Annotated in this window: 25 protein-coding genes and 1 tRNA gene; 8 read left to right on the top strand and 18 right to left on the bottom strand. The window is 64.2% G+C overall.

Going from position 1 to position 25,201, the window contains the following annotated elements; translation table 11 throughout:
• Nucleotides 1-15 precede the first annotated feature (15 nt).
• From ETQ85_RS13655 to ETQ85_RS13635, 5 genes are all read left to right on the top strand, one after another.
• Entirely contained in the window at nucleotides 16-783 is a 768-nt protein-coding gene (locus ETQ85_RS13655) for an ABC transporter ATP-binding protein (protein WP_148579628.1), read from the top strand.
• Between the two features lie 16 nt (nucleotides 784-799).
• A complete protein-coding gene (locus ETQ85_RS13650; RefSeq protein ID WP_148579627.1) occupies nucleotides 800-1,522 on the top strand; it encodes an ABC transporter ATP-binding protein in 723 nt (240 codons plus the stop codon).
• 31 nt (nucleotides 1,523-1,553) lie between these two features.
• A complete protein-coding gene (locus ETQ85_RS13645; protein ID WP_148579626.1) occupies nucleotides 1,554-2,768 on the top strand; it encodes an ABC transporter substrate-binding protein in 1,215 nt (404 codons plus the stop codon).
• A 69-nt stretch (nucleotides 2,769-2,837) separates the two neighbouring features.
• Entirely contained in the window at nucleotides 2,838-3,722 is an 885-nt protein-coding gene (locus ETQ85_RS13640) for a branched-chain amino acid ABC transporter permease (protein ID WP_148579625.1), read from the top strand.
• Nucleotides 3,723-3,745: 23 nt separating this feature from the next.
• Entirely contained in the window at nucleotides 3,746-4,702 is a 957-nt protein-coding gene (locus ETQ85_RS13635; protein WP_148579624.1) for a branched-chain amino acid ABC transporter permease, read from the top strand.
• 74 nt (nucleotides 4,703-4,776) lie between these two features.
• Here the strand turns inward: ETQ85_RS13635 and ETQ85_RS13630 are convergent, their stop codons facing one another.
• From ETQ85_RS13630 to ETQ85_RS13595, 8 genes are all read right to left on the bottom strand, one after another.
• Nucleotides 4,777-6,399: a methyl-accepting chemotaxis protein gene (locus ETQ85_RS13630; RefSeq protein ID WP_148579623.1), complete on the bottom strand. Its 1,623-nt coding sequence runs from the start codon at nucleotides 6,397-6,399 to the stop codon at nucleotides 4,777-4,779.
• A gap of 107 nt (nucleotides 6,400-6,506) precedes the next feature.
• On the bottom strand, nucleotides 6,507-7,100 hold the full coding sequence (gene pth, locus ETQ85_RS13625) for an aminoacyl-tRNA hydrolase (protein WP_148579622.1): 594 nt from the start codon (nucleotides 7,098-7,100) through the stop codon (nucleotides 6,507-6,509).
• A gap of 32 nt (nucleotides 7,101-7,132) precedes the next feature.
• Nucleotides 7,133-7,729 (bottom strand): 50S ribosomal protein L25/general stress protein Ctc, encoded by a 597-nt coding sequence (locus ETQ85_RS13620; RefSeq protein ID WP_148579621.1) that lies wholly within the window; start codon nucleotides 7,727-7,729, stop codon nucleotides 7,133-7,135.
• Between the two features lie 92 nt (nucleotides 7,730-7,821).
• Nucleotides 7,822-8,772 (bottom strand): ribose-phosphate pyrophosphokinase, encoded by a 951-nt coding sequence (locus ETQ85_RS13615; RefSeq protein ID WP_148579620.1) that lies wholly within the window; start codon nucleotides 8,770-8,772, stop codon nucleotides 7,822-7,824.
• Nucleotides 8,773-8,844: 72 nt separating this feature from the next.
• Nucleotides 8,845-8,921 (bottom strand) — tRNA-Gln (locus ETQ85_RS13610).
• A 17-nt stretch (nucleotides 8,922-8,938) separates the two neighbouring features.
• On the bottom strand, nucleotides 8,939-9,799 hold the full coding sequence (gene ispE / locus ETQ85_RS13605; protein WP_222862162.1) for a 4-(cytidine 5'-diphospho)-2-C-methyl-D-erythritol kinase: 861 nt from the start codon (nucleotides 9,797-9,799) through the stop codon (nucleotides 8,939-8,941).
• Nucleotide 9,800: 1 nt separating this feature from the next.
• Nucleotides 9,801-10,364 (bottom strand): lipoprotein insertase outer membrane protein LolB, encoded by a 564-nt coding sequence (gene lolB, locus ETQ85_RS13600; protein WP_148579618.1) that lies wholly within the window; start codon nucleotides 10,362-10,364, stop codon nucleotides 9,801-9,803.
• On the bottom strand, nucleotides 10,361-12,091 hold the full coding sequence (locus ETQ85_RS13595) for a tetratricopeptide repeat protein (RefSeq protein WP_222862161.1): 1,731 nt from the start codon (nucleotides 12,089-12,091) through the stop codon (nucleotides 10,361-10,363). The genes lolB and ETQ85_RS13595 overlap by 4 nt, the downstream gene beginning before the upstream one ends.
• 169 nt (nucleotides 12,092-12,260) lie before the next feature.
• On the opposite strand from ETQ85_RS13595, the gene mutM reads away from it, so the two are divergent.
• Both mutM and ETQ85_RS13585 read left to right on the top strand, forming a co-directional pair.
• A complete protein-coding gene (mutM, locus tag ETQ85_RS13590; protein WP_148579617.1) occupies nucleotides 12,261-13,070 on the top strand; it encodes a bifunctional DNA-formamidopyrimidine glycosylase/DNA-(apurinic or apyrimidinic site) lyase in 810 nt (269 codons plus the stop codon).
• A gap of 89 nt (nucleotides 13,071-13,159) precedes the next feature.
• Nucleotides 13,160-15,130 (top strand): dynamin family protein, encoded by a 1,971-nt coding sequence (locus ETQ85_RS13585; RefSeq protein ID WP_246128765.1) that lies wholly within the window; start codon nucleotides 13,160-13,162, stop codon nucleotides 15,128-15,130.
• A 79-nt stretch (nucleotides 15,131-15,209) separates the two neighbouring features.
• On the opposite strand, the gene ETQ85_RS13580 is transcribed toward ETQ85_RS13585, so the two are convergent.
• Genes ETQ85_RS13580 through ETQ85_RS13560 form a run of 5 tightly spaced genes read right to left on the bottom strand, consistent with a single transcriptional unit; the run spans nucleotide 15,210 to nucleotide 19,278 of the window.
• Entirely contained in the window at nucleotides 15,210-15,461 is a 252-nt protein-coding gene (locus tag ETQ85_RS13580; protein ID WP_148579615.1) for a YfhL family 4Fe-4S dicluster ferredoxin, read from the bottom strand.
• Between the two features lie 21 nt (nucleotides 15,462-15,482).
• Entirely contained in the window at nucleotides 15,483-15,971 is a 489-nt protein-coding gene (coaD, locus tag ETQ85_RS13575) for a pantetheine-phosphate adenylyltransferase (RefSeq protein WP_148579614.1), read from the bottom strand.
• A 37-nt stretch (nucleotides 15,972-16,008) separates the two neighbouring features.
• Complete coding sequence (gene rsmD, locus ETQ85_RS13570) at nucleotides 16,009-16,545, bottom strand: 16S rRNA (guanine(966)-N(2))-methyltransferase RsmD (RefSeq protein ID WP_148579613.1); 537 nt, start codon at nucleotides 16,543-16,545, stop codon at nucleotides 16,009-16,011.
• A complete protein-coding gene (locus ETQ85_RS13565; RefSeq protein WP_148579612.1) occupies nucleotides 16,542-17,882 on the bottom strand; it encodes a M16 family metallopeptidase in 1,341 nt (446 codons plus the stop codon). The genes rsmD and ETQ85_RS13565 overlap by 4 nt, the downstream gene beginning before the upstream one ends.
• A gap of 25 nt (nucleotides 17,883-17,907) precedes the next feature.
• A complete protein-coding gene (locus ETQ85_RS13560) occupies nucleotides 17,908-19,278 on the bottom strand; it encodes a M16 family metallopeptidase (RefSeq protein ID WP_148579611.1) in 1,371 nt (456 codons plus the stop codon).
• Nucleotides 19,279-19,435: 157 nt separating this feature from the next.
• Here ETQ85_RS13560 and ftsY point away from each other — a divergent pair, with 157 nt between their 5' ends.
• Nucleotides 19,436-20,509, top strand: coding sequence for a signal recognition particle-docking protein FtsY (ftsY, locus tag ETQ85_RS13555; protein WP_148579610.1), 1,074 nt, complete (start codon nucleotides 19,436-19,438; stop codon nucleotides 20,507-20,509).
• A 75-nt stretch (nucleotides 20,510-20,584) separates the two neighbouring features.
• On the opposite strand, the gene wecB is transcribed toward ftsY, so the two are convergent.
• The 5 genes from wecB to rfbB form a co-directional block, all read right to left on the bottom strand.
• A complete protein-coding gene (wecB, locus tag ETQ85_RS13550) occupies nucleotides 20,585-21,694 on the bottom strand; it encodes a non-hydrolyzing UDP-N-acetylglucosamine 2-epimerase (protein ID WP_148579609.1) in 1,110 nt (369 codons plus the stop codon).
• Nucleotides 21,695-21,793: 99 nt separating this feature from the next.
• Nucleotides 21,794-22,339: a dTDP-4-dehydrorhamnose 3,5-epimerase gene (rfbC, locus tag ETQ85_RS13545; protein WP_148579608.1), complete on the bottom strand. Its 546-nt coding sequence runs from the start codon at nucleotides 22,337-22,339 to the stop codon at nucleotides 21,794-21,796.
• Nucleotides 22,339-23,220, bottom strand: coding sequence for a glucose-1-phosphate thymidylyltransferase RfbA (rfbA, locus tag ETQ85_RS13540; RefSeq protein WP_148579607.1), 882 nt, complete (start codon nucleotides 23,218-23,220; stop codon nucleotides 22,339-22,341). Before rfbA ends, rfbC begins: the two co-directional genes overlap by 1 nt.
• 14 nt (nucleotides 23,221-23,234) lie before the next feature.
• The gene (rfbD, locus tag ETQ85_RS13535; protein WP_148579606.1) at nucleotides 23,235-24,134 is read right to left on the bottom strand and encodes a dTDP-4-dehydrorhamnose reductase; all 900 of its coding nucleotides are present in this window, start codon (nucleotides 24,132-24,134) and stop codon (nucleotides 23,235-23,237) included.
• A gap of 3 nt (nucleotides 24,135-24,137) precedes the next feature.
• Nucleotides 24,138-25,196, bottom strand: coding sequence for a dTDP-glucose 4,6-dehydratase (rfbB, locus tag ETQ85_RS13530; protein ID WP_148579605.1), 1,059 nt, complete (start codon nucleotides 25,194-25,196; stop codon nucleotides 24,138-24,140).
• Nucleotides 25,197-25,201: the final 5 nt, after the last annotated feature.

Here is a 25,201-nt window from a genome sequence, read left to right as displayed (position 1 = left end):
CACCCGGGAAGCCCCATGAGTGAGTTCATCCTGGAAACCGCCGGCCTGACGAAGGAATTCAAGGGTTTCGCGGCGGTGTCGAACGTCGACCTGCAGGTTCGCCGCGGCCATATCCACGCCCTGATCGGCCCCAACGGCGCCGGCAAAACCACCGTTTTCAACCTGCTCACCAAGTTCCTGCCGCCCACCCGCGGCAAGATCACCTTCGACGGCCACGACATCACCCGCGAAGCGCCGGCTGTCACCGCCCGCCGCGGCCTGGTGCGCTCCTTCCAGATCTCCGCCACCTTTCCGCACCTCACCGTAATGGAAAACGTGCGCATCGGCCTGCAACGCAAGCTCGGCACCGAATTCCACTTCTGGCGCTCCGAAAAAAGCCTGAATGTGCTCAACGACCAGGCCATGGAACTGCTCGAGGCGGTCGACCTGACCAGCTTTGCCGACACCGTCACCGCCGAAATGCCCTACGGCCGCAAGCGCGCGCTGGAGATCGCCACGACCCTGGCCCTCGAGCCGACCATGATGCTGCTCGACGAACCGACCCAGGGCATGGGCCACGAGGACATCGGCCGCATCGTCGACCTGATCCGCAAGGTGTCGGCCAACCGCACCATCCTGATGGTCGAGCACAACCTGTCGGTAGTGGCCAACCTGTGCGACCGGATCACCGTGCTACAGCGCGGCAGCATCCTCGCCGAAGGCCCCTACGAAGAAGTCTCGAAGAATCCGCAGGTCCTCGAGGCCTACGTGGGCTCCAGCGACATGAACGACGCCCATCACTGACCCGAAAGCCCGAGCCATGACCAGCGCCTTCGATCCCAAGCCCGAGATGCTGCGGATCCACGATCTGCACGCCTTCTACGGCGAATCCCACATCCTCCACGGCATCGACCTGAACGTCGGCCGTGGCGAGTGCATCACCCTTTTGGGGCGCAACGGCGCCGGCCGCTCCACCACCCTCAAATCCATCCTCGGCCTGGTCGGCCGGCGCAGCGGCTCGATCATGGTGAACGGCAAGGAAGTCATCGCCGAGCCGACCCACCGCATGGCCCGCTACGGCGTCGGCTACGTGCCCGAGGAACGCGCCATCTTCGCCTCGCTCAGCACCGAGGAAAACCTGATGCTGCCACCCCAGGTCGCCAGCGGCGGCATGTCGGTGGAAGAAATCTACAGCATGTTCCCCAACCTGCTGGAACGCCGCAGCAGCCCGGGCACCAAGCTCTCCGGCGGCGAGCAGCAGATGCTCGCCATGGCCCGCGTGCTGCGCACTGGCGCCAAGCTGCTGCTCCTCGACGAGATCACCGAAGGCCTCGCCCCGGTGATCGTCAAGAAACTCGGCGAAGTCATCACCGAACTCAAAAAGCGCGGTTTCACGATCGTGCTGGTGGAACAGAACTTCCGCTTCGCTGCACCGCTGGCCGATCGCCATTACGTGCTCGAACACGGCGAGATCATCGCCACGATCAGCAAGGAAGAACTGCCCTCGAAGATGGACTGGCTGCACCACACCCTGGGCGTTTGACCCGGGAAAACACAACAAAGGAGTGAGACACATGACCGTGAAGAAACTGATTTCCGTTGCCTGCACCGCAGCCCTCGCCACCCTGTCCGCCGGCGCCCAGGCGCAGATTTCCGGTGGCGTGGTAAAGATCGGCGTGTTGACCGACCTGTCCGGCACCTATTCCGACCTGGCCGGCTCCGGCGCCGTGCTGGCCACCAAGATGGCCGTCGAGGATTTCATCGCCAAGGAAAAACCCAACTTCAAGATCGAGGTCGTCAGCGCCGACCACCAGAACAAAGCCGACATCGCCTCCAACAAGGCTCGCGAGTGGTTCGAACGGGAGGGCGTCGATACCGCCACCGAACTGGTCACCACCTCCGTCGCCCTGGCCGTCATGAAGGTCGCCAAGGAAAAGGAACGCATCGCCCTGATGAGCGGCCCCGCCTCCACGCCGATCACCAACGAACAGTGCAACGACGTCACCGTCCACTACACCTACGACACCTACGCGCTGGCCAACGGCACGGCCAGGGCCGTGACCAAGCAGGGTGGCCGCAGCTGGTTCTTCCTCACCGCCGACTACGCCTTCGGCCAGGCCCTCGAAAAGGATGCAGCGGCGGTGGTTACCGCCAATGGCGGCAAGGTGCTCGGCTCCGTGCGCCACCCCTTCCCGGGCTCGGATTTTTCGTCCTTCCTGCTCAAGGCCCAGTCCTCCGGCGCCCAGGTCATCGGCCTCGCCAACGCCGGAGCCGACACCACCAACGCCATCAAGCAGGCTGCTGAATTCGGCATCACCCCGACCCAATCCCTGGCCGGACTGCTGATGTTCATTACCGACATCCACTCCCTCGGCCTCCGGACCACCCAGGGCATGTACCTGACCGAAGGCTTCTACTGGGATCTGAATGACGAGACCCGCGCCTGGTCAAAGCGCTTCTTCGGCGTGCAGAAGAAGATGCCGACCATGGTCCAGGCTGGCCAGTATTCGTCGGTATATCACTACCTGAGTGCCATCAAGGCCGCCGGCACCGACGACACCAAGAAGGTGATGACGCAAATGAAGAAGATGCCCATCAACGACTTCTTCGCCAAGAACGGCACGATCCGCGAAGACGGCCGGATGGTTCACGACATGTACCTGATGCAGGTGAAGAAGCCGTCCGAGTCCAAGTACCCGTGGGACTACTACAACGTGCGCCAGACCATTCCCGCCGCCGAGGCCTTCCAGCCCCTGTCCCAGTCGCGCTGCCCGCTGGTCAAGAAGTAAGCCTCGACGCCTAGCCGCAAACCAAGATCCCCGGGGTGGCCCAGCGCCGCCCCGGGACTGGAGTTACCCATGGAAATCTTCGGCGTGCCGTCTGCCCTGCTGGGCAGCCAGTTGCTGGTCGGGCTCATCAACGGCTCGTTTTACGCGGTCCTCAGCCTCGGGCTGGCGATCATCTTCGGGCTGCTCAACATCATCAACTTCGCCCACGGGGCGCAGTACATGATGGGTGCCTTCATCGCCTGGCTGGCCCTGACCAAGCTGAACATCAACTACTGGGTGGCCCTTATCGCCGCGCCGGTGCTGGTCGGCCTGTTCGGGGTGATCCTCGAGCGCACCATGCTGCGCAAGCTGTACAAGCTCGACCACCTTTACGGCCTGCTCCTCACCTTCGGGCTGGCCCTGATCATCGAAGGCATCTTCCGCGATCAGTTCGGCATCTCCGGCGAATCCTACGAGGTACCGGAAGCCCTCGCCGGCGGCGTTAACCTGGGCTTCATGTTCCTGCCCATCTACCGGGCGTGGGTCATCGTCGCCTCGCTCACCGTGTGCTTCGGCACCTGGTACATGATCGAGAAAACCCGCCTCGGCGCCTACCTGCGCGCCGGCACCGAGAACTCCCAGATCGTCCAGGCCCTCGGCATCAACGTGCCCCTGCTGATCACCTTCACCTACGGCTACGGGGTGGCCCTGGCGGCCTTCGCCGGCGTGCTCGCCGCACCGATCTTCCAGGTGAACCCGCTGATGGGCTCCAACCTGATCATCGTGGTCTTTGCGGTCGTGGTGATCGGCGGCATGGGCTCCATCCTCGGCTCCATCGTCACCGGCATCGGGCTGGGGCTGATCGAGGGCCTGACCCGGGTTTTCTACCCGGAAGCCTCTGCCGTCGTCGTCTTCGTCATCATGGTCATCGTCCTGCTGCTGCGGCCCGCCGGCCTCTTCGGCAAGGCCGCCTGAGCGCCCGGAACAAGGAAAACCCCATGAGCACCGCCAGCCAGCCCACCGCCCTGATCAAGACCGAGGTTTTGTATTCAGGGCTCTTCATCCTCGGCCTGATCGCCCCTTTCGCGATCTACCCGACCTTCCTGATGAAGCTGTTCTGCTTCGCCCTTTTTGCCAGCGCCTTCAACCTGCTGCTCGGCTTTGCCGGCCTGCTGTCCTTCGGCCATGCGGCCTTCCTCGGCACCGCCGGCTACGTGTGCGGGCTGATGGTGCGCGACGTGGGCGTCACGCCGGAAATCGGCATCCTCGCCGGCACCGTCTGCGCCGGCCTGCTCGGTTGGGTCTTCGGCATCCTGGCGATCCGCCGCACCGGCATCTACTTTGCGATGATCACCCTGGCGCTGGCCCAGATGGTCTATTTTGTCGTCTTGCAGATCAAGGCCACCGGCGGCGAGGACGGCCTGCAGGGCGTACCCCGCGGCCACCTTTTCGGCCTGATCGACCTGTCCGACAACATCGCCATGTACTACCTGGTCTACGCGGTGTTCAGCATCGGCTTCTTCATCATCTACCGCACCATCCACTCACCCTTCGGCCAGATCCTCAAGGCCATCCGTGAGAACGAGCCGCGCGCCATCTCCCTCGGCTACGACGTCAACAAGTTCAAGCTGATGGCCTTCGTGATCTCCGCATCGCTGGCCGGCCTGGCCGGCGCGACCAAGACGCTGATCTTCCAGCTGGCATCGCTGTCGGACGTGCACTGGCACACCTCCGGCGAAGTCGTGCTGATGACGCTGCTTGGCGGCCTCGGCACCATCCTCGGCCCGGCCGTCGGCTCGGCCACCATCGTGACGCTGCAGAACGAACTGGCCGACAAGGTCGGTTCGTGGGTCACGGTGATCATGGGAACGATCTTCGTGGTCTGCGTGCTGGCCTTCCGACGCGGCATCGTCGGCGAGATCCAGGCCCTGATCCAGCGGGCCGGCATCCGCTAAGCAACGGCTCAACCCGCAATGACAAAGGCCCGGCAAACCTGCCGGGCCTTTGTCATTTCAATGCCTTTAGAGGCTCACACCCGGAAGCGCGACACCGTCTGCTGCAACTGGCCAGCCAGGTTTTCCATGTCCCGGGCCGCCCGGGCGGTGGACTCCACTGACTCGTTGTTGTCGCGGGCCATCGCCGCAATCAACTCGATACTCTGCGCCACGACGGCACTGGCACCCCGTTGCTGCTCGGTGGCTTCAGCAATCTCGTCGAGCCCGCGACCAACCGCCACCACCGATTCATTGGCCGAGTTGATCGCCTCCGCCACGGAACTCACCGCCAGCCGGCTCGACGCCAGGTGATCAAGCCCCTGGTTGATCGATGCGCGCACGGCCACCGACTGCTTGCTCAACTTGGACGTCACCGCGTCGATCTCGCCGGCAGAACGGGCCGATTTCTCGGCGAGCTTGCGTACCTCGTCGGCCACCACGGCAAAACCGCGGCCCTGCTCACCCGCCCGTGCCGCTTCGATCGCCGCATTGAGGGCCAGCAGGTTGGTCTGCTCGGCAATCTCGCGCACTTCCTGAGTCATCGCCGTGATGGCAGTCGTGGACTCGACGAACTGCTCCACCGAGTCGGCCATCTGCCGCACAGCACTTTCTGCATGATTGACCTCATCGACCAGCGAGCCGAGGGTCTTGCTGCCCTCATCGGCCCGCCGCAGGCTTTCCTGGGAGCGCTGGTGGACCCGCTCGGCACTGGCAGCCACATTGGCGATGTTGGCTGCCATGTGATCTACCGAAGCGGCCGCATTCACCGACTGGTCGTTCTGGCTGCGGGAGCCGTCGGCCACACGACTGGCGCTCGCCGACAGCTGATGGGCCGAACCGGCAACTTTCGCGGCAGATTCCGAAACCTGACGCACCAGTTGGGCAATCGTGCCGAGCATCTCGTTGAAGGTTGACGCCGTTTTGCCGATCTCGTCCTGGCCGGCCACATTGAGCCGGCGGGTCAGGTCGCCTTCACCCTTGGCAATCTCCGACAGGCTGCGATTCATCTCAGCCAGGGGTGTTACCACGAACCGGCGAATGAAGAAAACCACGAAGCCAATCAAGGGTAGCGACACCACGAGTGCGCTGAAGATGCTCTCCCACATGAAGGCATCCACCGCTGCGTTCACCTTGTCGAGGGAGACCTTCATGCTCACCACACCGAGCGGGGTACCCGCGGGCACGATGTGACAGCCGAGGCAATTCTTGCCGAGATAGTTTTCGGAGGCCAGTGCCGGCTTGACGACCCGCAGGTACTCACCAGCCTGAGCGTCGCGCTCAACCCGCACTACCTCCTTGCGGCTGGCAAATACCTCTTTCTCGTCTGCATCAAGCGGAGGCAGGGCACGGTTACCCGGACCGAACTGCTTGCTCACGGCCTCGCCACGGATCACCTGCAGATCCCTGATGACCGACAGCTGCTTGATCTGGTCGAGAAAGACTTCCCGCTGCCCGACCGTGCCGGTGATCATCATGCCGGTCAGGCCGGCCATGGTCATTTCGTGGATGCTGTGGGCAAAATCCTCCGCCTGGGCAATTGCCGTATCCCGATTGACGCGCGTTTCCCAGGCGATCATTCCGCCCCAGGCGATGACCAGCATCAGCCAGATGGCCGCGGTCAGACGTAGCCAGATGGGCGTGTCTGCAAGCTTGCGCATGTGTTTTTCTTCCTTGATTCAGCCAGAGTCAGTACGACCCGGTCTGTGCAACCCATGGCCGGTCTACGGCAGCAGACCCGGTGGGCTTTAAGCTTTAAGGAAGGAAATCAGGCCTTTGGTACCGCAGGACGGGCGTTGAGGCGCTGGGTCGCGGCATTCCAGTCGGCCTTGGCAAACAGCGGCCAGGCCAGCAGGGCGCGATCAATGGATTCGTCGATGAGATCGGACTCCTCGCGCCGGGGCGGCTTGAGGACGAAGTTGGCCACTTCGTTACGGTCACCCGGATGACCGATGCCGATCCGCAGGCGCCAGAAATCCTGGGTGCCCAGATGGGCAGTAATGTCCTTGAGGCCGTTGTGACCACCCAGGCCGCCGCCAAACTTGACACGCAGCTGGCCGGGAGGAATGTCGAGCTCGTCATGGACGACGAGAATCTCGGCCGGAGCAATCCGGTAGAAACGCGCCAGCGCAGCCACTGACTGGCCGGAGCGGTTCATGAAGGTCTGGGGCATCAGCAGCCAGACACCCTCCGTGCGGGCGTTGGCAGCCTGACCGTGGAAGCGGGCTTCCTTGGTGAAGGACGCGCCCAGCTCACGCGCCAGGCGCTCACAAAACCAAAACCCGGCGTTATGCCGGGTTTCAGCGTATTCAGCGCCGGGGTTGCCGAGGCCGACAACGAGCTTCGGTGCAGGCTGGCTCATGACGTCGGAAGCTCTTTAACCCCGGTCAGCGATCAGGCCGCCGAGGTTTCTTCGGCTGCGTCGCTACCGCCACGGATGGCGAGGATGGTGGCGACGACGGGGTTCTCACCGTGCACCAGCGCCTTCACACCTTCCGGCAGAACCAGGTCGGAGACGTGGATGGAGTGGCCGGAGGCCAGATCCTTCAGGTCGACCTGGATGAACTCGGGCAGGTTGGCCGGCAGGCACTCCAGATCGATTTCAGCCATCACGTGGGTAACCATGCCGCCTTCGAGCTTGACGCCCGGAGCGATGTCGGCGTTCACGAAGTGCAGGGGCACCTTCACGTGGATCTTGTGGGTGGCATCAACGCGCTGGAAGTCGAGGTGCATGACTTGCTGCTTGTACGGGTGCCATTGGGTGTCACGCAGGATCACGGACTGGGCAGCGCCGTCGAGCAGCACGGTCAGCACGGAAGCGTGGAAGGCTTCGTTGCGCAGGGCGTGGAAGATCTCGTTGTGATCGACTTCGATCTGAACGGCAGAGCCGGAACCGTAAATGATGGCGGGAACCGTGCCGGCGCGACGCAGGCGGCGGCTCGCACTCGTACCCTGCAGAACACGCGTCTTGGCGTTGAATTGAATGGTCATGTGTAACTACTCCAGTGAATGAGCCCGGCCGCGACCAGACGGGCTGAAAAAAGCCGGAGGGCTTGCACCCACCGGCTCGAAATCTTGCAGGCTTACTCGTTGAACAACGAGCTGACCGATTCTTCGTTGCTGATCCGCAGGATCGTGTCGGCCAGCAGTTCGCCGATGGACACGGAACGGATGCGCTTGCAGGCCTTGGCCTCGTCGGACAGGGGAATGGTGTCGGTGACAACCAGTTCGTCCAGGTCCGATTCGTTGAGGCGGCTGATCGCCGGACCGGACAGCACCGCATGGGTACAGTAGGCCAGCACGCGCTTGGCGCCGTTTTCCTTGAGTGCCTGAGCGGCTTTGCAGAGGGTGCCGGCGGTATCGACGATGTCGTCCATGATCACGCAGGTACGGCCTTCCACTTCACCGATGATGTTCATCACCTCGGACACATTGGCCTTGGGACGACGCTTGTCGATGATGGCCAGATCGCACTCGAGACGCTTTGCGAAAGCACGGGCACGAACCACGCCACCCACGTCCGGCGAAACGACCATCAGGTTTTCGTACTTCTGCTTTTCCAGGTCATCCAGCAGCACAGGTGCGGCGTAGATGTTGTCCACCGGAATATCGAAGAAGCCCTGGATCTGGTCGGCGTGGAGATCGACGGTGAGGACACGCTGCACACCGGCGGCCTGAAGCATGTTGGCCACCACCTTGGCGGTGATGGGCACGCGGGCCGAACGGGGGCGACGATCCTGACGGGCGTAGCCGAAGTAGGGAATCGCTGCGGTGATGCGGCCAGCGGAAGCCCGCTTCAGCGCATCCACCATGATCAGCAATTCCATGATGTTATCGTTGGTGGGAACGCAGGTCGGCTGCAGGACGAAGACGTCCTTGCCGCGTACGTTCTCGAGAAGTTCGACATTGACTTCGCCGTCCGAGAAACGCCCAACCGTGGCGGAACCCAGAGACTTCCCAAGACGGCGCACTACATCTGCAGCCAGCTTGGGGTTGGCGTTGCCGGTGAAAACCATCAGGCTGCCCGAAGCCATGATCACCTCTCGTTGCTACATTGAAAAACGTAAAACAAAAACGGGCAGGTTTTTCGACCTGCCCGCTGAATTTGGCTGGGGAAGAAGGATTCGAACCTTCGAATGCCGGAATCAAAATCCGGTGCCTTGACCAACTTGGCGACTCCCCAAGAAATCTTTCCGCTACTTACACAACCCAGCTCTGCAGGGGATGCCTGTCGAGCCCTTCGGCTACCCAGACCTTCCAGCCCTGCGGGGCCACAGCGGCGACTTGCTCGGCTTTCTCCTTCGAATCGAAGGGAGCAAATATACAAGCCCCTGAACCGCTCATTCTTGCTGCCCCGTAGTGCGACAACCAGACCAGCGCTTCAGCCACTTTCGGAAACTTTCTGCAGACTGTTGCCTGCATGTCGTTTCGCGTTGTGTGCATTGCGAAGGCCCGCATTATTAGTATTTCGCTATCGCGTGTCAACTCTTTCGCCGAAAAAATTTCAGCGGTCGGCACGGAAGCATCCGGCGCGACCATCAAATACCAGGCCGGCGGTACGCTCATGGCCTGCAAATCCTCGCCCACACCCTCCGCAAAAGCCGTCTCGCCGAAGATAAAAAAAGGTACGTCGGCACCAAGCGTGAGACCGATTTCCTGCAGGCGGGCACGGGACAGGCCGCAGCCCCACAAACGATTGAGGCCGATCAGCACGCTGGCCGCATCGGAGCTGCCGCCACCCAGCCCGCCGCCCATCGGAATCCGTTTGTCGACGCCGATCTCGGCGCCAAAGATGCTACCCGTGGCAGCCTGCAGGGCACGGGCGGCACGCACGACCAGATCCGCCTCGACCGGCACCCCGGGCACATCGGTGGTACGCAGGATGGCGCCATCGTCACGGCGCCGGAGGCTTATCTCGTCTCCCCAGTCCAGCATGCGAAAGGCCGTTTGCAGCAGATGGTAGCCATCCGGGCGACGCCCGACGATATGCAGGAAGAGATTGATCTTGGCCGGCGCCGGTACGCGCACCAGGGCCGAAGGATCGAATTCGGAAGGGCTCATGTCAGGGATTCCAGGCATCGACAATCAGACGCAGGCGGGTGTCGCCACGCTGCACGTCGATCTTGCGCGGCAAATCGGCCGGCCCGCTGCCGGCGTACTCGATGTAATCAATGGTCCACCCCTGGTCGACAACACGCCGCAAGCGGCCGACGGGATCCAGCTCGCGCACCTCCGCGCCATCGCGCAGACGGGCGGTGATCCACAGGGGCAACTGCGCGAAGGGCGCATTGACGCCAAGGGCCGTCTCGGCCAGTTCTGCCGCGCTGGCCGCCTCAACGCGCTGACCATCCGCCAGCGTCATGCGCGCACCCGCAGCATCGGCTTCGATACGCGCCAATCCCTGCCCGAGGGGCCCGGTGAACAACCAGTCGTCGTGCCCGACTTCATGCTGCCAATCGACACCGACCGCCGCCGTCCGCTCACCATCACGGACCTGCAGACGGCCTTCAAGCTGAAAGCGGGACATTTCGGCACGGGACACCAGCTGAAGGGCATCAGGCGGACGCACGTCGGGTGCCGCGCAGCCAAGCACGCCCAGCGCCAGCAAAACGATCAGGCGCCTCAAGGCTTGAACTTCTTGATCACGTCGCCCAGCACGGTGCTTTCCGGATGGGCCTTGGCCGCATCCTTCCAGGTCTTGGCTGCTTCGTCGCGACGGCCGAGCATCCACAGGACTTCGCCCAGGTGTGCGGCGATCTCCGGGTCGGCCCGCAGGCCAAAGGCCTTCTGCAATTGCTCAAGGGATTCGGCCAGCTTGCCCCGGCGATACAGGGCCCAGCCCAGGCTGTCGATAATGAAGGGATCGCTCGGCGCCAGCTCAAGCCCCTTGCGGATCAGCGCCTCCGCCTCGTCGAGACGCAGGTTGCGATCAACCAGCGAATAGCCGAGCGCGTTGTAGGCATGGGCATGCTCCGGCTTGAGGGCGATGAGTTTGCGCAGCCGCCCTTCCATTGCTTCGATACGCCCGACCCGCTCGGCCATCAAGGCCGACTCGTAGAGCAGCTCGGCGCTTTCCGGATCACTGCGCAGCGCCTCGTCGAGCACAAAAAAGGCATCCTCGTTGCGATTGGCATCACGCAGTATCTGCGCCTCGGCAAGAATGTAGGAGACACGATCCGCCGGCGCCTCACGGGCTGCCGACTGCAGGTGCTGGCGTGCCTCGACGAGCTTGCCGCGATTCACCAGCACCTGGGCGATGCGCCCCTGGGCGGGCACGAACTGCTTGCCCGGCGCCACAGCCTTGTACCAGCCGATGGCATCGTCAAAGCGCTTGGCATCCTCGGCGATCTGCCCAAGATACATGCGCAGAGTGTCCGGCTCGGCAAAACCCAGCTCGATGAGGCGCTTGAAATGCTTCTCGGCGGCAGCGCCATCGCCCAGCTGCATAGCCAGCAGGCCCGCCGCATGAACGACATCCCGGTCGTCCGGAGCGCGCCTGACGAGCTCTTCGAACTCGTCCCGCGCCGGACCGAACTGCCGGGCAGCCACCAACAGGCGCGCCAGGCTGATGCGCGGCTCGCGCGCATCCGGGTGGGCCGTCACGTAATCCCGCAGGGTCTGGAGCCCCTTGCCGGGCGATTCTTCCTGCTGAAACTGGGCCTTCAGGACAACCGCCTGCTCCCAGTCCGGGCGCAGGCGCAGGGCCTCGTCCAGCGCCTGCGAAGCCGCCGCCGGATCGCCCGCCACGAAGGCCGCATTGGCGCGGGCAAAATGCGCCTCTGCCTGCGCGAGATAAGGCTCGGTCAAGTCAGTCACCAGCCGGCGGATCAGCGCCTTGTCGGGAATGCGGGCGAGGCCGCGATTCAGCCCCATGAGCGCCGCACCGATGTTCTCGCCCTGCCCGGCCAGCGCCTTGGCCAGGTGGGCCTGCAATTCCTCGATCCGCGCGTTGCTGGCCATCGCACCCGACGCCAGCTGCCGGGCCTGCATGGAGCCCGGATCGAGCTCCATCCACAATCGCGCCGCCTCGCTGGCCAGATCCGCCTGACGGGTCACCACGGCAATCTCGGCCGCCCGGCGGGCGATGCGCGGGTCCCGCGTGCGCTTGGCCAGATCCATGTAGGACTGGGCGGCCATGGCAACCTGTCCGCGCGCACCGGCCACTTCAGCCAGCAGCAGCTGATAAAGAATCTGCGGGGTCAGCTCCTGGGCCGGAAAGACCGTCGTATCCGACTCGGCCTCCTCGACGGGAGGCGGCTGCTGGGCATGGGCCGCCCCCATCATCAGACCGCCCGAAATCAACAGGGAGGCCAGCAAGCGGGCCGGACGCGGGAGGCGGAAAGTTGGCTTCATGAGAAAGACTCTGGCGATACGTTGGGGATTCCGGCGGCCGACGACAGGCGGACGGCACTACGACACCGGGTTTGATCGCGCCGTTACAATAGGGTTCGCCGGATGTTAGGCGGTTTCACCAAGCCCAGCAAGCCAGCGCCTCCGCCAGCCCTTTAAGCCATTTTCGCCCATGCCAGAACTTCCCGAAGTCGAGACCACCCGCCGGGGAATCGCCCCTGAACTGAGCGGCCGCAGCATCACCGGCGTGATCATCCGCAATGGCCGCCTGCGCCATCCGATCCCCGCCGACCTGAACGACACCCTCGCCAGGCAGCCGCTGCTGGCCGTGGAACGCCGGGCCAAATATCTGCTGTTCCGCTTTCCCCACGGCAGCCTGCTCGTACACCTGGGCATGTCGGGAAGCCTGCGCATCGTGCCGGCCGAACTGGCACCCGAAAAGCACGACCACCTGGACATCCTCTTCGGCACGCAGGCCCTGCGCCTGCGCGACCCGCGACGCTTCGGACTGGTCCTGTGGCAGGCCGGCGACACACTGCATCCGCTGATCGCCGGACTCGGCATCGAGCCGCTGGATGACAAGTTCGACGGTACCTGGCTGCACAAGGCCAGCCGTGGACGCAAGACACCGGTGAAGCTCTTCCTGATGGACGCCGCCCACGTGGTCGGCATCGGCAACATCTACGCTTCGGAAAGCATCTTCCGCGCCGGCATCGACCCGACCACCCCGGTCGAAAAACTCGGTCCTCGGCGCTGTGAGCGCCTCGCCACCTGTATCCGAGAAACCCTGCAGGACGCGCTGGCTGCGGGCGGCAGCACGCTGCGCGACTTCGTCGGCAGCAACGGTTCGCCGGGTTACTTCCAGCAGCAGTATTTTGCCTATGGACGCGACGGCGAACCCTGCCGGCAGTGCCAAACCCCGATCCGCAAGCGCATCATGGGGCAGCGAGCCACCTTTTACTGCCCCCGCTGCCAGCGCTGAAAGCGATTCCGGTTGGCCGCTTTCCCGTTTATGCTATCAATATTGTAAAAATTCGCCGGCGATGCGGCTCCCAGCCAGGAATGAAGCTCGTGAAAGACGCACAAGTGCTTGCAGAACAATTCTCCGCCTACACCCGCTGGCGCGGAGATGTCGCCTCCGGAATCGGGGAGCTGCGCAAATGGCTGCACCAGAACGAGATCGGCGACGCCCAGTCGGATCTGCGTTTGCAATACCTGCTTGACCGCCTGCGTGAGGACAAACTGATCGTCGCTTTCGTGGCCGAGTTCTCCCGCGGCAAATCCGAGTTGATCAACGCGGTGTTCTTTGCCGGCTACGGCAACCGCATCCTGCCCTCCAGCGCTGGCCGCACCACCATGTGCCCGACCGAGCTGCAATGGAAGGAAGGCGACAAGCCGGAAATCCGCTTGCTCCCCATCGAGAGCCGCAAGACCAACGCCAGCATCACCGAACTCAAGCGCTACCCGGAAGAGTGGCAGGTGCGCCCCCTCGACACCAGTTCGGCAGAAAGCCTGCAGCAGGCCCTCGCCCAGGTCGGAGAAACCCGGCGGGCCAGCGTGGGCGAGGCCGAAGAACTGGGCTTTCCGATCGACGAATCCGGCGACAGGGGTATCCGCCCGGATGCCGACGGCAAGATCGAGATTCCCCTGTGGCGCCACGCCGTCATTCAGTTTCCGCACCCGCTCCTCGAGCAGGGGCTGGTCATCCTCGACACTCCGGGCCTCAACGCCATCGGCGCCGAACCCGAGCTGACCCTCAACCTGCTGCCCAATGCCCACGCAGTGCTGTTCATCCTGGCCGCCGATACCGGCGTCACCCAGAGCGATCTGGCCGTGTGGCGCGAGCACGTCAATGCCGGCCGCCGCCAGCGTGGCCGCATCGTCGCCCTCAACAAGATCGACGGCCTGTGGGACGGCCTGCGCAGCGAAGAAGACATCGAGCGGGAAATCGCCGGCCAGGTGGCCAGCGTCGCCGCCACCCTCGAGATCGAACCGGGCCAGGTGTACCCCGTCTCGGCGCAAAAAGGGCTGGTCGCCAAGGTCAATGACGACCCGGAACTGCTGGCCCGCAGCCGCATCCTTCAGCTCGAACGGGCACTATCCACCGAACTCCTGCCCACCAAGCGCGAGATCGTCCGCGACAACACCCACGGCGACGTCCATGACATCGTCGATCGCAGCCGCGAACTGCTCAACGCCCGCCTCAGCGGCCTGCGCGAGCAACTACAGGAACTCACCGACCTGCGCGGCAAGAATCAGAACGTCATCGAATACATGATGCGCAAGGTGCGCTCCGAGAAAGACGAGTTCGAACAGGGCCTGCAGAAGTACTACGCCGTGCGCAGCGTGTTCTCCAACCTGTCCAACAACCTCTTCGGTCACCTGGGCCTCGACGCCCTGCGCGACGAAACCCGGCGCACCCGCGAGGCGATGCTCGACGCCGCCTTCTCGCGCGGCCTGCGCGAAGCCATGAAGGGCTTTTTCCAGCACTTGCGCGGCAACCTCAAGAAATCCACCGATGAAATCGGCGAAATCTCCCGGATGCTCGACGCCATGTACAAGCGCTTCACCGTCGAGCACGGCCTCAAACTGGCCGCCCCCACGGCCTTCTCGACGCTGCGCTACGAGAAGGAAATCGAGCGCCTCGAAGAAGCCTTCAACAGCCAGTTCAACACGGTGCTGACCATCGTCACCACCGAGAAGCACACGCTCACCCAGAAATTCTTCGAGACCGTCGCAGTTCAGGCCCGACGCACCTTCGAAGTCGCCAACCGGGATGCCGAGCAATGGCTGCGCGCGGTCATGGCTCCGCTCGAAACCCAGGTACGGGAATACCAGCTGCAGCTCAAGCGCCGCCTCGAGAGCGTCAAGCGCATCCACCAGGCCACCGACACCCTCGAAGACCGGGTCCGCGAACTGCAACAGGCCGAGGATCTGCTCGTACGCCAGGTCGGCCAGCTCAACGCTCTCTCCGTGCGCATCGAGCGAGCCCTCGAAATGCCTTCCGACAGCAGCCCGGCGCCCTCCGCCCTCGCCGCCTGATCCTTCAGGCACCCAAAAAGACAAGGTCGGCTGCACTTTGACGTGCAGCCGGCCTTGTCTTTGGGATCGCCCGCCGGGCTTACTTGTCGGCGGTGAGCTTGAGGAACTTCTCCATCAAGTCGTCCTTGGTTTCCGGATGTTCCGGATTGAAGGGGATACAGTCGACCGGACAGACCTGCTGACACTGGGGCTCGTCGAAGTGGCCGACACACTCGGTACACTTGCTGGGGTCGATCACGTAGATCTCGTCACCCTGGGAAATGGCGCCATTCGGGCACTCCGGCTCGCAGACGTCGCAGTTGATGCACTCGTCGGTAATCATCAAGGCCATTTTGTTTAACTTCCTCGTTACTTACTGTTTGTTGATCTTGGAACGCAGCCGATCCAGAACACCGGGCTGCACAAACTTGCTCACATCGCCGCCGAGCCGTGCGATCTCGCGCACCATGGTGGCGGAGATGAACATGTACTCGTCGGACGGGGTCAGGAAAACCGTTTCCACATCCGGGTAGAGCTTGCGGTTCATGCCCGCCATCTGGAACTCGTATTCGAAGTCCGACACGGCCCGCAAACCACGCAGGATTACCCGCGCATTGTTCTTGTGGAGAAAATCCATCAGCAGGCACGAAAAGCCCTGCACTTCGACATTCGGGTAGCTCGCCAGCACCTCGCGGGCAATCTCGACACGCTCATCGACAGAAAAAATCGGACCCTTTCCACCACTCACCGCCACACCGACGATGACCCGCTCGAACAGCCGGGATGCTCGCCGGACGAGATCCTCGTGCCCACGGGTAAAGGGGTCGAAAGTCCCCGGGTAAACCGCGATTCCATCCCTCATCCTGCTGGTCTCCCCTGTCGGCACAACAGCACGGGCATCAGGCAGCGGGAGCAAAGAGGTGGTAATACACCTGCCCTGCCTTGCCCTGCTTGATTCGCGTCAATCGGTCGATATTTTCAATTTCGTATTCCGCCTCCACGTAGAGCACCCCGTTTGCAGCGAGGAGATCCGGCAGGAACGGCGCCATCCGCTCGATCCAGCCCGCCCGGTAAGGCGGATCCAGGAACACCACATCGCAAGACTGGATCGCGGAGCGGGCGAATTTTAACGCATCCCCCCTCAGAAGCTGTACACGCGACGCATTCAGGGTCTTTACATTGTGCTGGAGTGCCGCAAAAGCCACTGCGTCCTGCTCGATCATCGTCACCTTTTCGGCCCCGCGGGAGGCGGCCTCGAAACCCAGCGCCCCGCTGCCGGCAAACAGATCGAGGCAGATCTTGCCGTCGAGATCCTGCCCGAGCCAGTTGAACAGGGTTTCCCGCACCCGGTCCGGCGTCGGGCGCAGGCCCTTCACCGTGCTCACGTCGATCAGGCGGGAACGCCAGTCCCCGCCGATGATGCGGATGCGGCTCAACGGGCTGCTCCCGCCTTGACCGGGGCCGCCTTGTCGCCGTCGCCGCCCACCACGACGGTGACCAGATGATCCGGCGAGACGTGGCGCTTGAAGGCGTCACGAATCTGCTGGACGGTTACTGCCTTGACCTTGTCCCGGTAGGTATCGAGATAGTCCAGCGACAGTCCGTAGCTGCCAATCACGGCCACCTGCTCGAGCATCTTCCGGTTGGAGTCGAGGCGCAGGGCGAAGCCGTTGATCAGGTTGTCCTTGGCAGCCTGCAGTTCGGCCTCGGTCGGGCCTTTGGCGAGGAACTCGTCGAGGGTCGAGGCGACCACCCGGAGGGCGTCATCTGCCTGGCTGCCCTTGGTCTGCAGGCCGATCTGGAAAGGCCCCACATCGCGCTGCGGCGCGAAATAGCTATACACGCTGTAGGCGTAGCCGCGTTTCTCACGGACTTCACGGGTCAGCCGCGAGACGAAGCCGCCACCGCCGAGTATGTAGTTGCCGACAACCAGCGGGAAGAAGTCCGGATCGCCACGGCGGATACCCGGCTGGCCGATGGCCACGTGAGCCTGGGCGGACGGATTGGGCACGCGGATCGTCTGGCGCTCGGGCAGTGTCGTGTTGACCGTCTGCACCGGTGCGTCACCGGCCGGCAGGGCGCCGGTGAGGCGGGTGGCGATGGCTTCCGCCTCGGGCCGCGACACGTCGCCGACGATGCTCACCACCGCCCGACCACTCGTGTAGTAGCGCTTGTGGAAGTCGGCCAGATCATCGCGGGTGATGGCCGAAACGGTTTCCACCGTGGGCAGGCGGCCGTAGGCATGGTTGGGATACACGGCCGCGGCGAAACGCCGGGACAGGATCGCGTCCGGCTGGGTGTCGGCCTCCTTCAGACTGGCGATGCTGCGGGCCTTTTCGCGCTCGACCGCGGCAGCCGGGAAGGTGGGTTGCTGGATCAGCGTGGCCAGCAGCGCCACCGCCCCGTCCCGCTCGGCCGGATTGCTGAGGCTGCGCAGCGACAGCGAAGCCCGGTCCATGTCGGCCCCACCGCCGATCTGGGTGCCCAGATCAGCGATGCGGTTGGCGATGGCGTCTTCGTCCAGGGTGCCGGCCCCCGCATCCAGCAGGGAGCGGGTCAGACCGGCAAGACCGGCCTTGCCGACCGGCGCCTCGGTCCCGGCGGCACGGAAGTCCACCTGCACGTCGACGATGGGCAGCGCCCGGCTTTCGACGAAGAACACCTTCGTGCCGCCCGGGGTGGTCCAGCTCTGGATGGCAAGCCCGGCGTGCGCCGGGAGAGTCGCAAGGGCCAGCGCAAGGGCAGCCCCGAGACGTTTGTATTGAGCAATCATCAATTAACCTCGAAAACGGGGGCGATCAGTGGCGATGGGGAGCCGTGGCCTTGGCGCGGGCCTTGGCATCCACCGGCAGCGGATCGAGCTGGGCGACGGTCAATGTGTCGTCCCGGAAATACTTCTTCGCCACCGCCTGGACTTCGGCAGCAGTCACGGCACGAATACGCTCAAGCATCAGCGGGTCATCCTTCCACGACAGGCCGACCATCTCGTCCATGCCGATCTCCATGGCCTGCCCCATCAGGGAGTCGCGCTTGTAAACCTGGCCGGCCACCGCCTGCACCTTGACGCGGCGCAGCTCGTCCTCGGACACGCCTTCGTTCTGGATGCGGGCGATCTCGGCGTGCAGGGCGGCTTCGACATCGGCAATGGTCTTGCCTTCGGCCGGGGCACCGTCGAGGTAGAACAGGGACTCGCCGCGAGCCGAACCGTCGTAACCGGCATTGGCCGTTACCGCCACGCGGCTGCCGCGCACGATGTTCTTCGACAGGCGTGCGCCTTCGTAACCATCCAGCACCGCAGAGAGCACCTGCAGCGCGTAGAAGTCGCCGTCAGCCTTTACGTCGCGCACGGTCGGCACGCGCCAGGCGAGGGCCACGTAGGGCAGCTCGGCCGGCGCCTTGACCACCGTGCGGCGGGGGCCGGTCTGCTCCGGCTCGCTGAGGGACTTCCTCACCGGCAGCGGACGCGACTTGATGCGCCCGTAGGTGCTCTTCGCCTCCTTGAAGACGGCCTTGTGATCCACGTCACCTACCACGACCAGGGTCGCATTGTTGGGCACGTACCAGCGCTGATACCAATCGCGGGCATCCTGGGCGGTCATGTTGTCCAGATCGCTCATCCAGCCGATGATCGGCCGGCGATAGGGATGGGCCTGGAAGGCCGTGGCCGACAGTTGCTCGACCACCAGCGAGCGCGGTTTGTCGTCGGTGCGCAGGCGGCGCTCCTCCTTGACCACCTCGATCTCCTTCTTGAAACCCTCCTCGGTGACCTGCAGGTTAGCCATCCGGTCAGCCTCGAGGGCCATCATCTTGTTGAGGCCCTCCTTGGGCACCTGCTGGAAGTAGGCGGTGTAATCGTGGCTGGTAAAGGCGTTGTCACGTCCCCCTGCCGCGGCAACCAGCTTGTTGAATTCACCGGGCCCGACCTTCTTCGTGCCCTTGAACATCATGTGTTCAAGCAGGTGGGCGACGCCCGAAGTACCGTCCACTTCATCCATGGCACCGACCCGGTACCACACCATGTGCACCACCGACGGGGCCCGGCGGTCTTCCTTGACGATCAGCTTCATCCCGTTGGGGAGAACGGTCTCGAAAGGATTGGCCCAGGCCGGAGCGGCCAGTGCCGCCGACAGGGCTAGGGCGACGGAGGTGATCCGCAAACTGCGATTCATCATAGGCTCTTGAAGCATCTGGTAAAATTGAAAAACAATGGCCGCGGGCCGGCGTGTGGCGCGGAATCATAGCGGCATTACGGCGATGCGGCCAACCGGGCATGGCGGGCCGATTACAGGCCCGTCCCGATCGACCCACACTCTGACCTGCCTCCACATGTTTGGTTTCCTGAAGAAAGCCCTCAAACCGGGCGATGCATCGGCCCCCGTGCCCGACGCCGCTGCGGAATCCCCCGCGGCACCTCTGCAGGCCCCAGTCTCCACCGCAGCCGCGCCCTCACCGGTCCGTGAGCAAGAAAAGAAGCGCTCCTGGATGGACCGCCTGCGCAGCGGGCTGTCGCGCACCCGCGAGCAGATCGGCGGCGGCCTCTCCAGCCTGTTCTCGCGCCGCAAGATCGACGAGGAACTCCTCGAAGAACTGGAAGCCACGCTGCTGATGGCCGACTGTGGCGTGGACGCCACCCAGCATCTGCTCAAGGAACTGCGCCTGCGCTGGAAGCGCGACAAGCTGGAGACCGCCGACCAACTTCAGGGCGCCCTCGCCGAAGGCCTGCTGTCCATCCTCGCCCCGCTCGAAAAACCCCTCGAAATCTCGGCCCACAAGCCTTACATCATCATGATCGCGGGGGTGAACGGTTCGGGCAAGACGACCTCCATCGGCAAGCTCGCCAAGCACTTCCAGAGTCAGGGCAAGAGCGTCCTGCTGGCGGCCGGCGACACCTTCCGCGCCGCCGCCCGCGAGCAGTTGATGACCTGGGGCGAACGCAACGGGGTGGCCGTCATCGCCCAGGAATCGGGCGATCCGGCAGCGGTGGTGTTCGACGCCATCAGCGCCGCCCGCGCCCGCAACATCGACATCGTGCTGGCCGACACCGCCGGCCGCCTGCCCACCCAGCTGCACCTGATGGAAGAAATCGCCAAGGTCCGGCGGGTCATCCAGAAGGCCGAACCGAGCGGCCCGCATGAAGTGCTGCTGGTCCTCGACGCCAACATCGGGCAAAACGCCCTCCAGCAGGTCAAGGCCTTCGACGCCTCCATCGGCGTCACCGGCCTGGTTCTCACCAAGCTCGACGGCACCGCCAAGGGCGGCGTGGTGGCGGCCATCGCCCGCCAGTGCCCGAAGCCCCTGCGCTTTATCGGCATCGGCGAGCAGATCGACGATCTGCAGGTCTTCCGCGCCAGGGAGTTCGTGGATGCCCTCTTCGTGCCGGTAGGCAAGAGCGACGAATAAACCCGCAACTACCGCCAAACAGACAAAAAGCCGCTGCGGCATGACCCGCAGCGGCTTTTTCATGTGCGCTACCGATCAGGCCGGCAGCAGGCGATCCAGTTCGGCCACCGTGCGTTCGGCAGCCTTGCCATCCCACAGCACCGGGCGGCAGCCCTGCTTGCCCTGGCCGGCGAGCACCTTGGCCGCTTCTTCAAGAATGCGCGCCGGATCGGTGCCGACCAGCACATTGCTGCCTTCATCCACCGTCACCGGGCGCTCGGTGTTCTCGCGCAAGGTGAGGCAGGGTACGCCGAGGGCAGTGGTTTCTTCCTGCAGGCCGCCACTGTCGGTCATGATCAGCGCCGCATCCTTCCACAGGTTGAGGAATTCCATGTAGGACTGGGGCTTGGTCAGGACCACGTTGGGGCCCAGATCGAGACCGAACTTCTCGAGATTGCCACGCGTGCGCGGGTGCACCGGAAAGATCAGCGGCAGCTCGCCGGCGATCTGCTTGAGCGCACCGGCGATGCCGCGCAGGTTGGCTTCGTCATCCACGTTGGACGGACGGTGCAGCGTGACCACGCCGTACTTGGGATACTTGGCCTTGATGGCTTCGGTTTCCATGCCGGACTTGTCGGACGCATCGAGCTTGTCGCGCTGAAACAGCAGGTTGTCCACCATCACGTGACCAACGTGAAAGACCGCATCGGCCGACTTGCCTTCCTTCATCAGGTTGTCGACGCCCGCCGGTTCGGTGCAGAAGAACCAGTCGGAGATGCTGTCGGTGACCAGACGGTTGATTTCCTCGGGCATGCGCATGTCGCCGCTACGCAGGCCGGCCTCCACGTGGGCCACCGGAATGTTCAGCTTTTTGGCGTCGATGGAACAGGCCAGCGTGGAATTCACGTCGCCGACCACGAGCACACAGTCGGGACGGGCGTTCTGGCAGATTTCCTCGAAGGCCACCATGATCTTGGCGGTCTGAGTGGCGTGGCTGCCGCCGCCCGCCTCGAGATGGTAGTCGGGCTTGGGAATGCCCAGCTCATCGAAGAAAACGTCGCTCATTTCCCGGTCGTAGTGCTGGCCGGTGTGGATGATCCGGAACTCGAAGCGGTCCGCCCGCGCTTGCAGGGCTCGCACGATCGGCGCGATCTTCATGAAATTGGGACGCGCGCCGGCGACGAGGTAGATCAGCGAACGGGACATACGGGACTCCACGGGCAAAATGACAGGTGCGCATTATCGCGCGCACCTTTCCTGGCCAACAAAGAAATAATTGTCAGATCACGACCTTACGCAGGCGAGTCAGGCAAAGGTTGCGCATTCGGCCAGCGGCTTGCCGGCCACATCCTTGGCCGACAGCGCCGGTTCGCCGGTCAGCGGCCATTCGACGCCCACCGCCGGATCGTTCCAGGCCAGGCTGCGCTCGAACTCGGGGGCGTAGTAGTCAGTGGTCTTGTAGAGGAAGTCGGCGCTCTCTGAGGTCACCAGGAAACCGTGGGCAAAGCCCGGCGGAATCCACAGTTGCCGGTTGTTGTCCTCCGACAACTCGACCCCGTGCCACTTGCCGAAAGTCGGCGACGCCTTGCGCAGGTCGACGGCCACGTCGAACACCGCGCCGCGCACCACGCGCACCAGTTTTCCCTGCGGCTGCTGGATCTGGTAATGCAGGCCACGCAACACGCCCCGGGTGGAACGGGAGTGGTTGTCCTGCACGAAGTCCACGTCAAGCCCGGTGGCTTCCTGGAAAGCCCGGGCATTGAAGCTCTCCATGAAGAAACCGCGGGCATCGCCAAAGACCCGGGGTTCGAGGATCAGCAGGCCGGGGATTTCGGTCTTGACGACGTTCATCAGAAGACCTTTTCGTCGAGGATGCGCAACAGGTACTGACCGTAGCCGTTCTTGGCCAGCGGGGCGGCGAGTTTCTGCAGGTGCTCGGCGTCGATCCAGCCGGCACGCCAGGCGATTTCTTCGGGGCAGGCAATCTTGAGGCCCTGGCGCTTTTCGATGGTCTGGATGAACAGGCTGGCTTCGAGCAGGCTTTCGTGGGTGCCGGTATCGAGCCAGGCGTGACCGCGGCCCATGACCTGCACATCCAGCGCACCCCATTCGAGGTACTGGCGATTCACGTCGGTGATTTCGAGTTCGCCGCGCACGCCGGGCTTGAGGTTCTTGGCGATGTCGACCACCCGATTGTCGTAGAAATAGAGGCCGGTAACGGCGTAGCGACTCTTCGGAGCCTTGGGCTTTTCTTCGAGGCTGATGGCGTGGCCGGCTGCGTCAAACTCGACAACGCCGTAACGCTCGGGATCATGCACCGGGTAGGCGAAGACGGTGGCACCCTGCGTGCTGTTGGTGGCGGCCGACAGTTGACGACCGAACTCATGACCGTAAAACAGGTTGTCGCCAAGAACCAGCGCGCTGGGGCCGTTGTTGACGAAGTCCTCGCCAATGATGAAGGCCTGGGCAAGGCCGTCCGGGCTGGGCTGGACGGCGTATTGCAGGTTCAGGCCCCACTGGGCGCCGTCGCCGAGCAGTTGCTGGAAGCGCGGGGTGTCCTGCGGGGTGGAGATGATCAGGATGTCGCGGATCCCCGCCAGCATCAGGGTGCTGAGCGGGTAGTAGATCATCGGCTTGTCGTACACCGGGATGAGTTGCTTGGAGACGGCCAGCGTGGCCGGGTGCAGACGGGTGCCGGAACCGCCGGCGAGGATGATGCCTTTGCGTTGCATGGGTCGGACCTTTGTCAGTTCGTGAGGATTTCGGTGAGCATGCGCTCGACGCCCTGCTCCCAGGGCGGCAGCGTGAGGCCGAAGGCGGCCTGCAGCTTCGTGGTGTCGAGACGGGAGTTGGCCGGGCGCCGGGCCGGGGTCGGGAAGGCGCTGGTCGGCACGGGCCGGATGGCGTCCGCGGCAACCTGGATCGGGATGCCCCGGGCGCGGGCGAAGGCGATGACGTGGCGGGCGTAGGCGTGCCAGGTGGTTGTGCCGCCGGCAGCCAGGTGATAGGTGCCGGCCAGCGCCGGCTGGGTGAGGGTCATGCGGGCGGCGTGGGCGCTGACGTCGGCGAGCAGTTCGGCGCCGGTGGGCGCGCCATGCTGATCGTCGATGATGCTCAGCGCGTCGCGCTCGGCGGCCAGCTTGAGCATGGTCCTGGCGAAGTTGCCGCCGCGGGCGGCATACACCCAGCTGGTCCGGAAGATCAGGTGGCGGCAGCCGCTCTGGCGGATCAGCGCTTCGCCTTCGCACTTGGTGCGCCCATAGACGGACAGCGGCCCCGTGGCGGCGTCCTCGGCCCACGGGGCCGTGCCGCTGCCGTCGAAGACGTAGTCGGTGGAGTAATGCACCAGCAGCGCGCCGAGGGCGGCGGCTTCGCGGGCGAGGACACCGGGCGCCAGCGCGTTGAGGGCACGGGCAAAGTCGGGTTCGCTCTCGGCCTTGTCCACGGCAGTGTGGGCGGCGGCATTGACGATGAGCCCGGGGGCGACGGCACGCACGGTGGCGGCGAGGCTTTCGGGATCGGCGAAGTCGCCCGACAGGCCGGGGGCGCCGTCGTGGTCGAGGGCGATGAGCTCACCGAGGGGCGCCAGACTGCGCTGCAGCTCCCAGCCGACCTGGCCGTTCTTGCCGAGGAGGAGAATCTTCATGTTTCAGCGGCCCGCGTAGTTGGTGTCGACCCAGTCGCGGTAGGCGCCGCTGAGAATGTGTGCGACCCACTCCTGGTTGGCGAGGTACCACGCAACGGTCTTGCGGATGCCGGTTTCGAAGGTTTCGGCCGGGCGCCAGCCGAGTTCGCGCTCGATCTTGCGGGCGTCGATGGCGTAGCGGCGGTCGTGGCCGGGGCGGTCGGTGACGTAGGTGATCAGGCGACTGTAGCTGCCGGCGGGGTCGGGCTTGAGTTCGTCGAGCAGCGCACACAGGGTGTGCACGATCTCGATGTTGGGTTTCTCGTTCCAGCCCCCCACGTTGTACACCTCGCCCGGGGTGCCCTTGGCAAGCACGGCGCGGATGGCGCTGCAGTGGTCGGTGACATACAGCCAGTCGCGGATCTGCTGGCCGTCGCCATACACGGGCAGCGGCTTGCCGGCCAGCGCGTTGGCGATCATCAGCGGGATGAGCTTCTCGGGGAAGTGATACGGGCCGTAGTTGTTGGAGCAGTTGCTGGTGGTCACCGGCAGGCCGTAGGTGTGGTGCCAGGCGCGTACCAGGTGGTCGGAAGCAGCCTTGCTGGCGGAGTACGGACTGTTCGGCTCGTAGGTCTTGGTCTCGCTGAAGGCCGGGTCCGTGGGGCCGAGGGAACCGTACACCTCGTCGGTACTCACATGGTGGAAGCGGAAGGCGGCCTTCGCGGCATCGTCGAGGCCCATCCAGTGGCCGCGGGCGGCCTCCAGCAGGGTGAAGGTGCCGTTTACGTTGGTGCGCACGAAATCGCCGGGGCCGTGGATGGAGCGATCGACATGACTTTCGGCGGCGAAGTGGACGATGGCACGGGGCTGGTGCTCGGCGAACAGGCGGTCCACCAGTTCCCGGTCGCAGATGTCGCCCTGCACGAAAATGTGCCGCGGATCACCCTTCAGGGAGGCCAGATTCTCGAGGTTGCCCGCGTAGGTCAGGGCATCGAGGTTGACCACCGGCTCGTCGCAGGTGGAGAGCCAGTCGAGGACAAAGTTTGCACCAATAAAGCCGGCGCCGCCGGTTACGAGAATCATGGAGA

The sequence above is a fragment of the Zoogloea oleivorans genome, assembly GCF_008107625.1.
Taxonomy (GTDB): domain Bacteria; phylum Pseudomonadota; class Gammaproteobacteria; order Burkholderiales; family Rhodocyclaceae; genus Zoogloea; species Zoogloea oleivorans.
The sequence above is the reverse complement of the archived record's forward strand: the minus strand, read 5'-3'. Positions and strand labels throughout refer to the sequence as shown.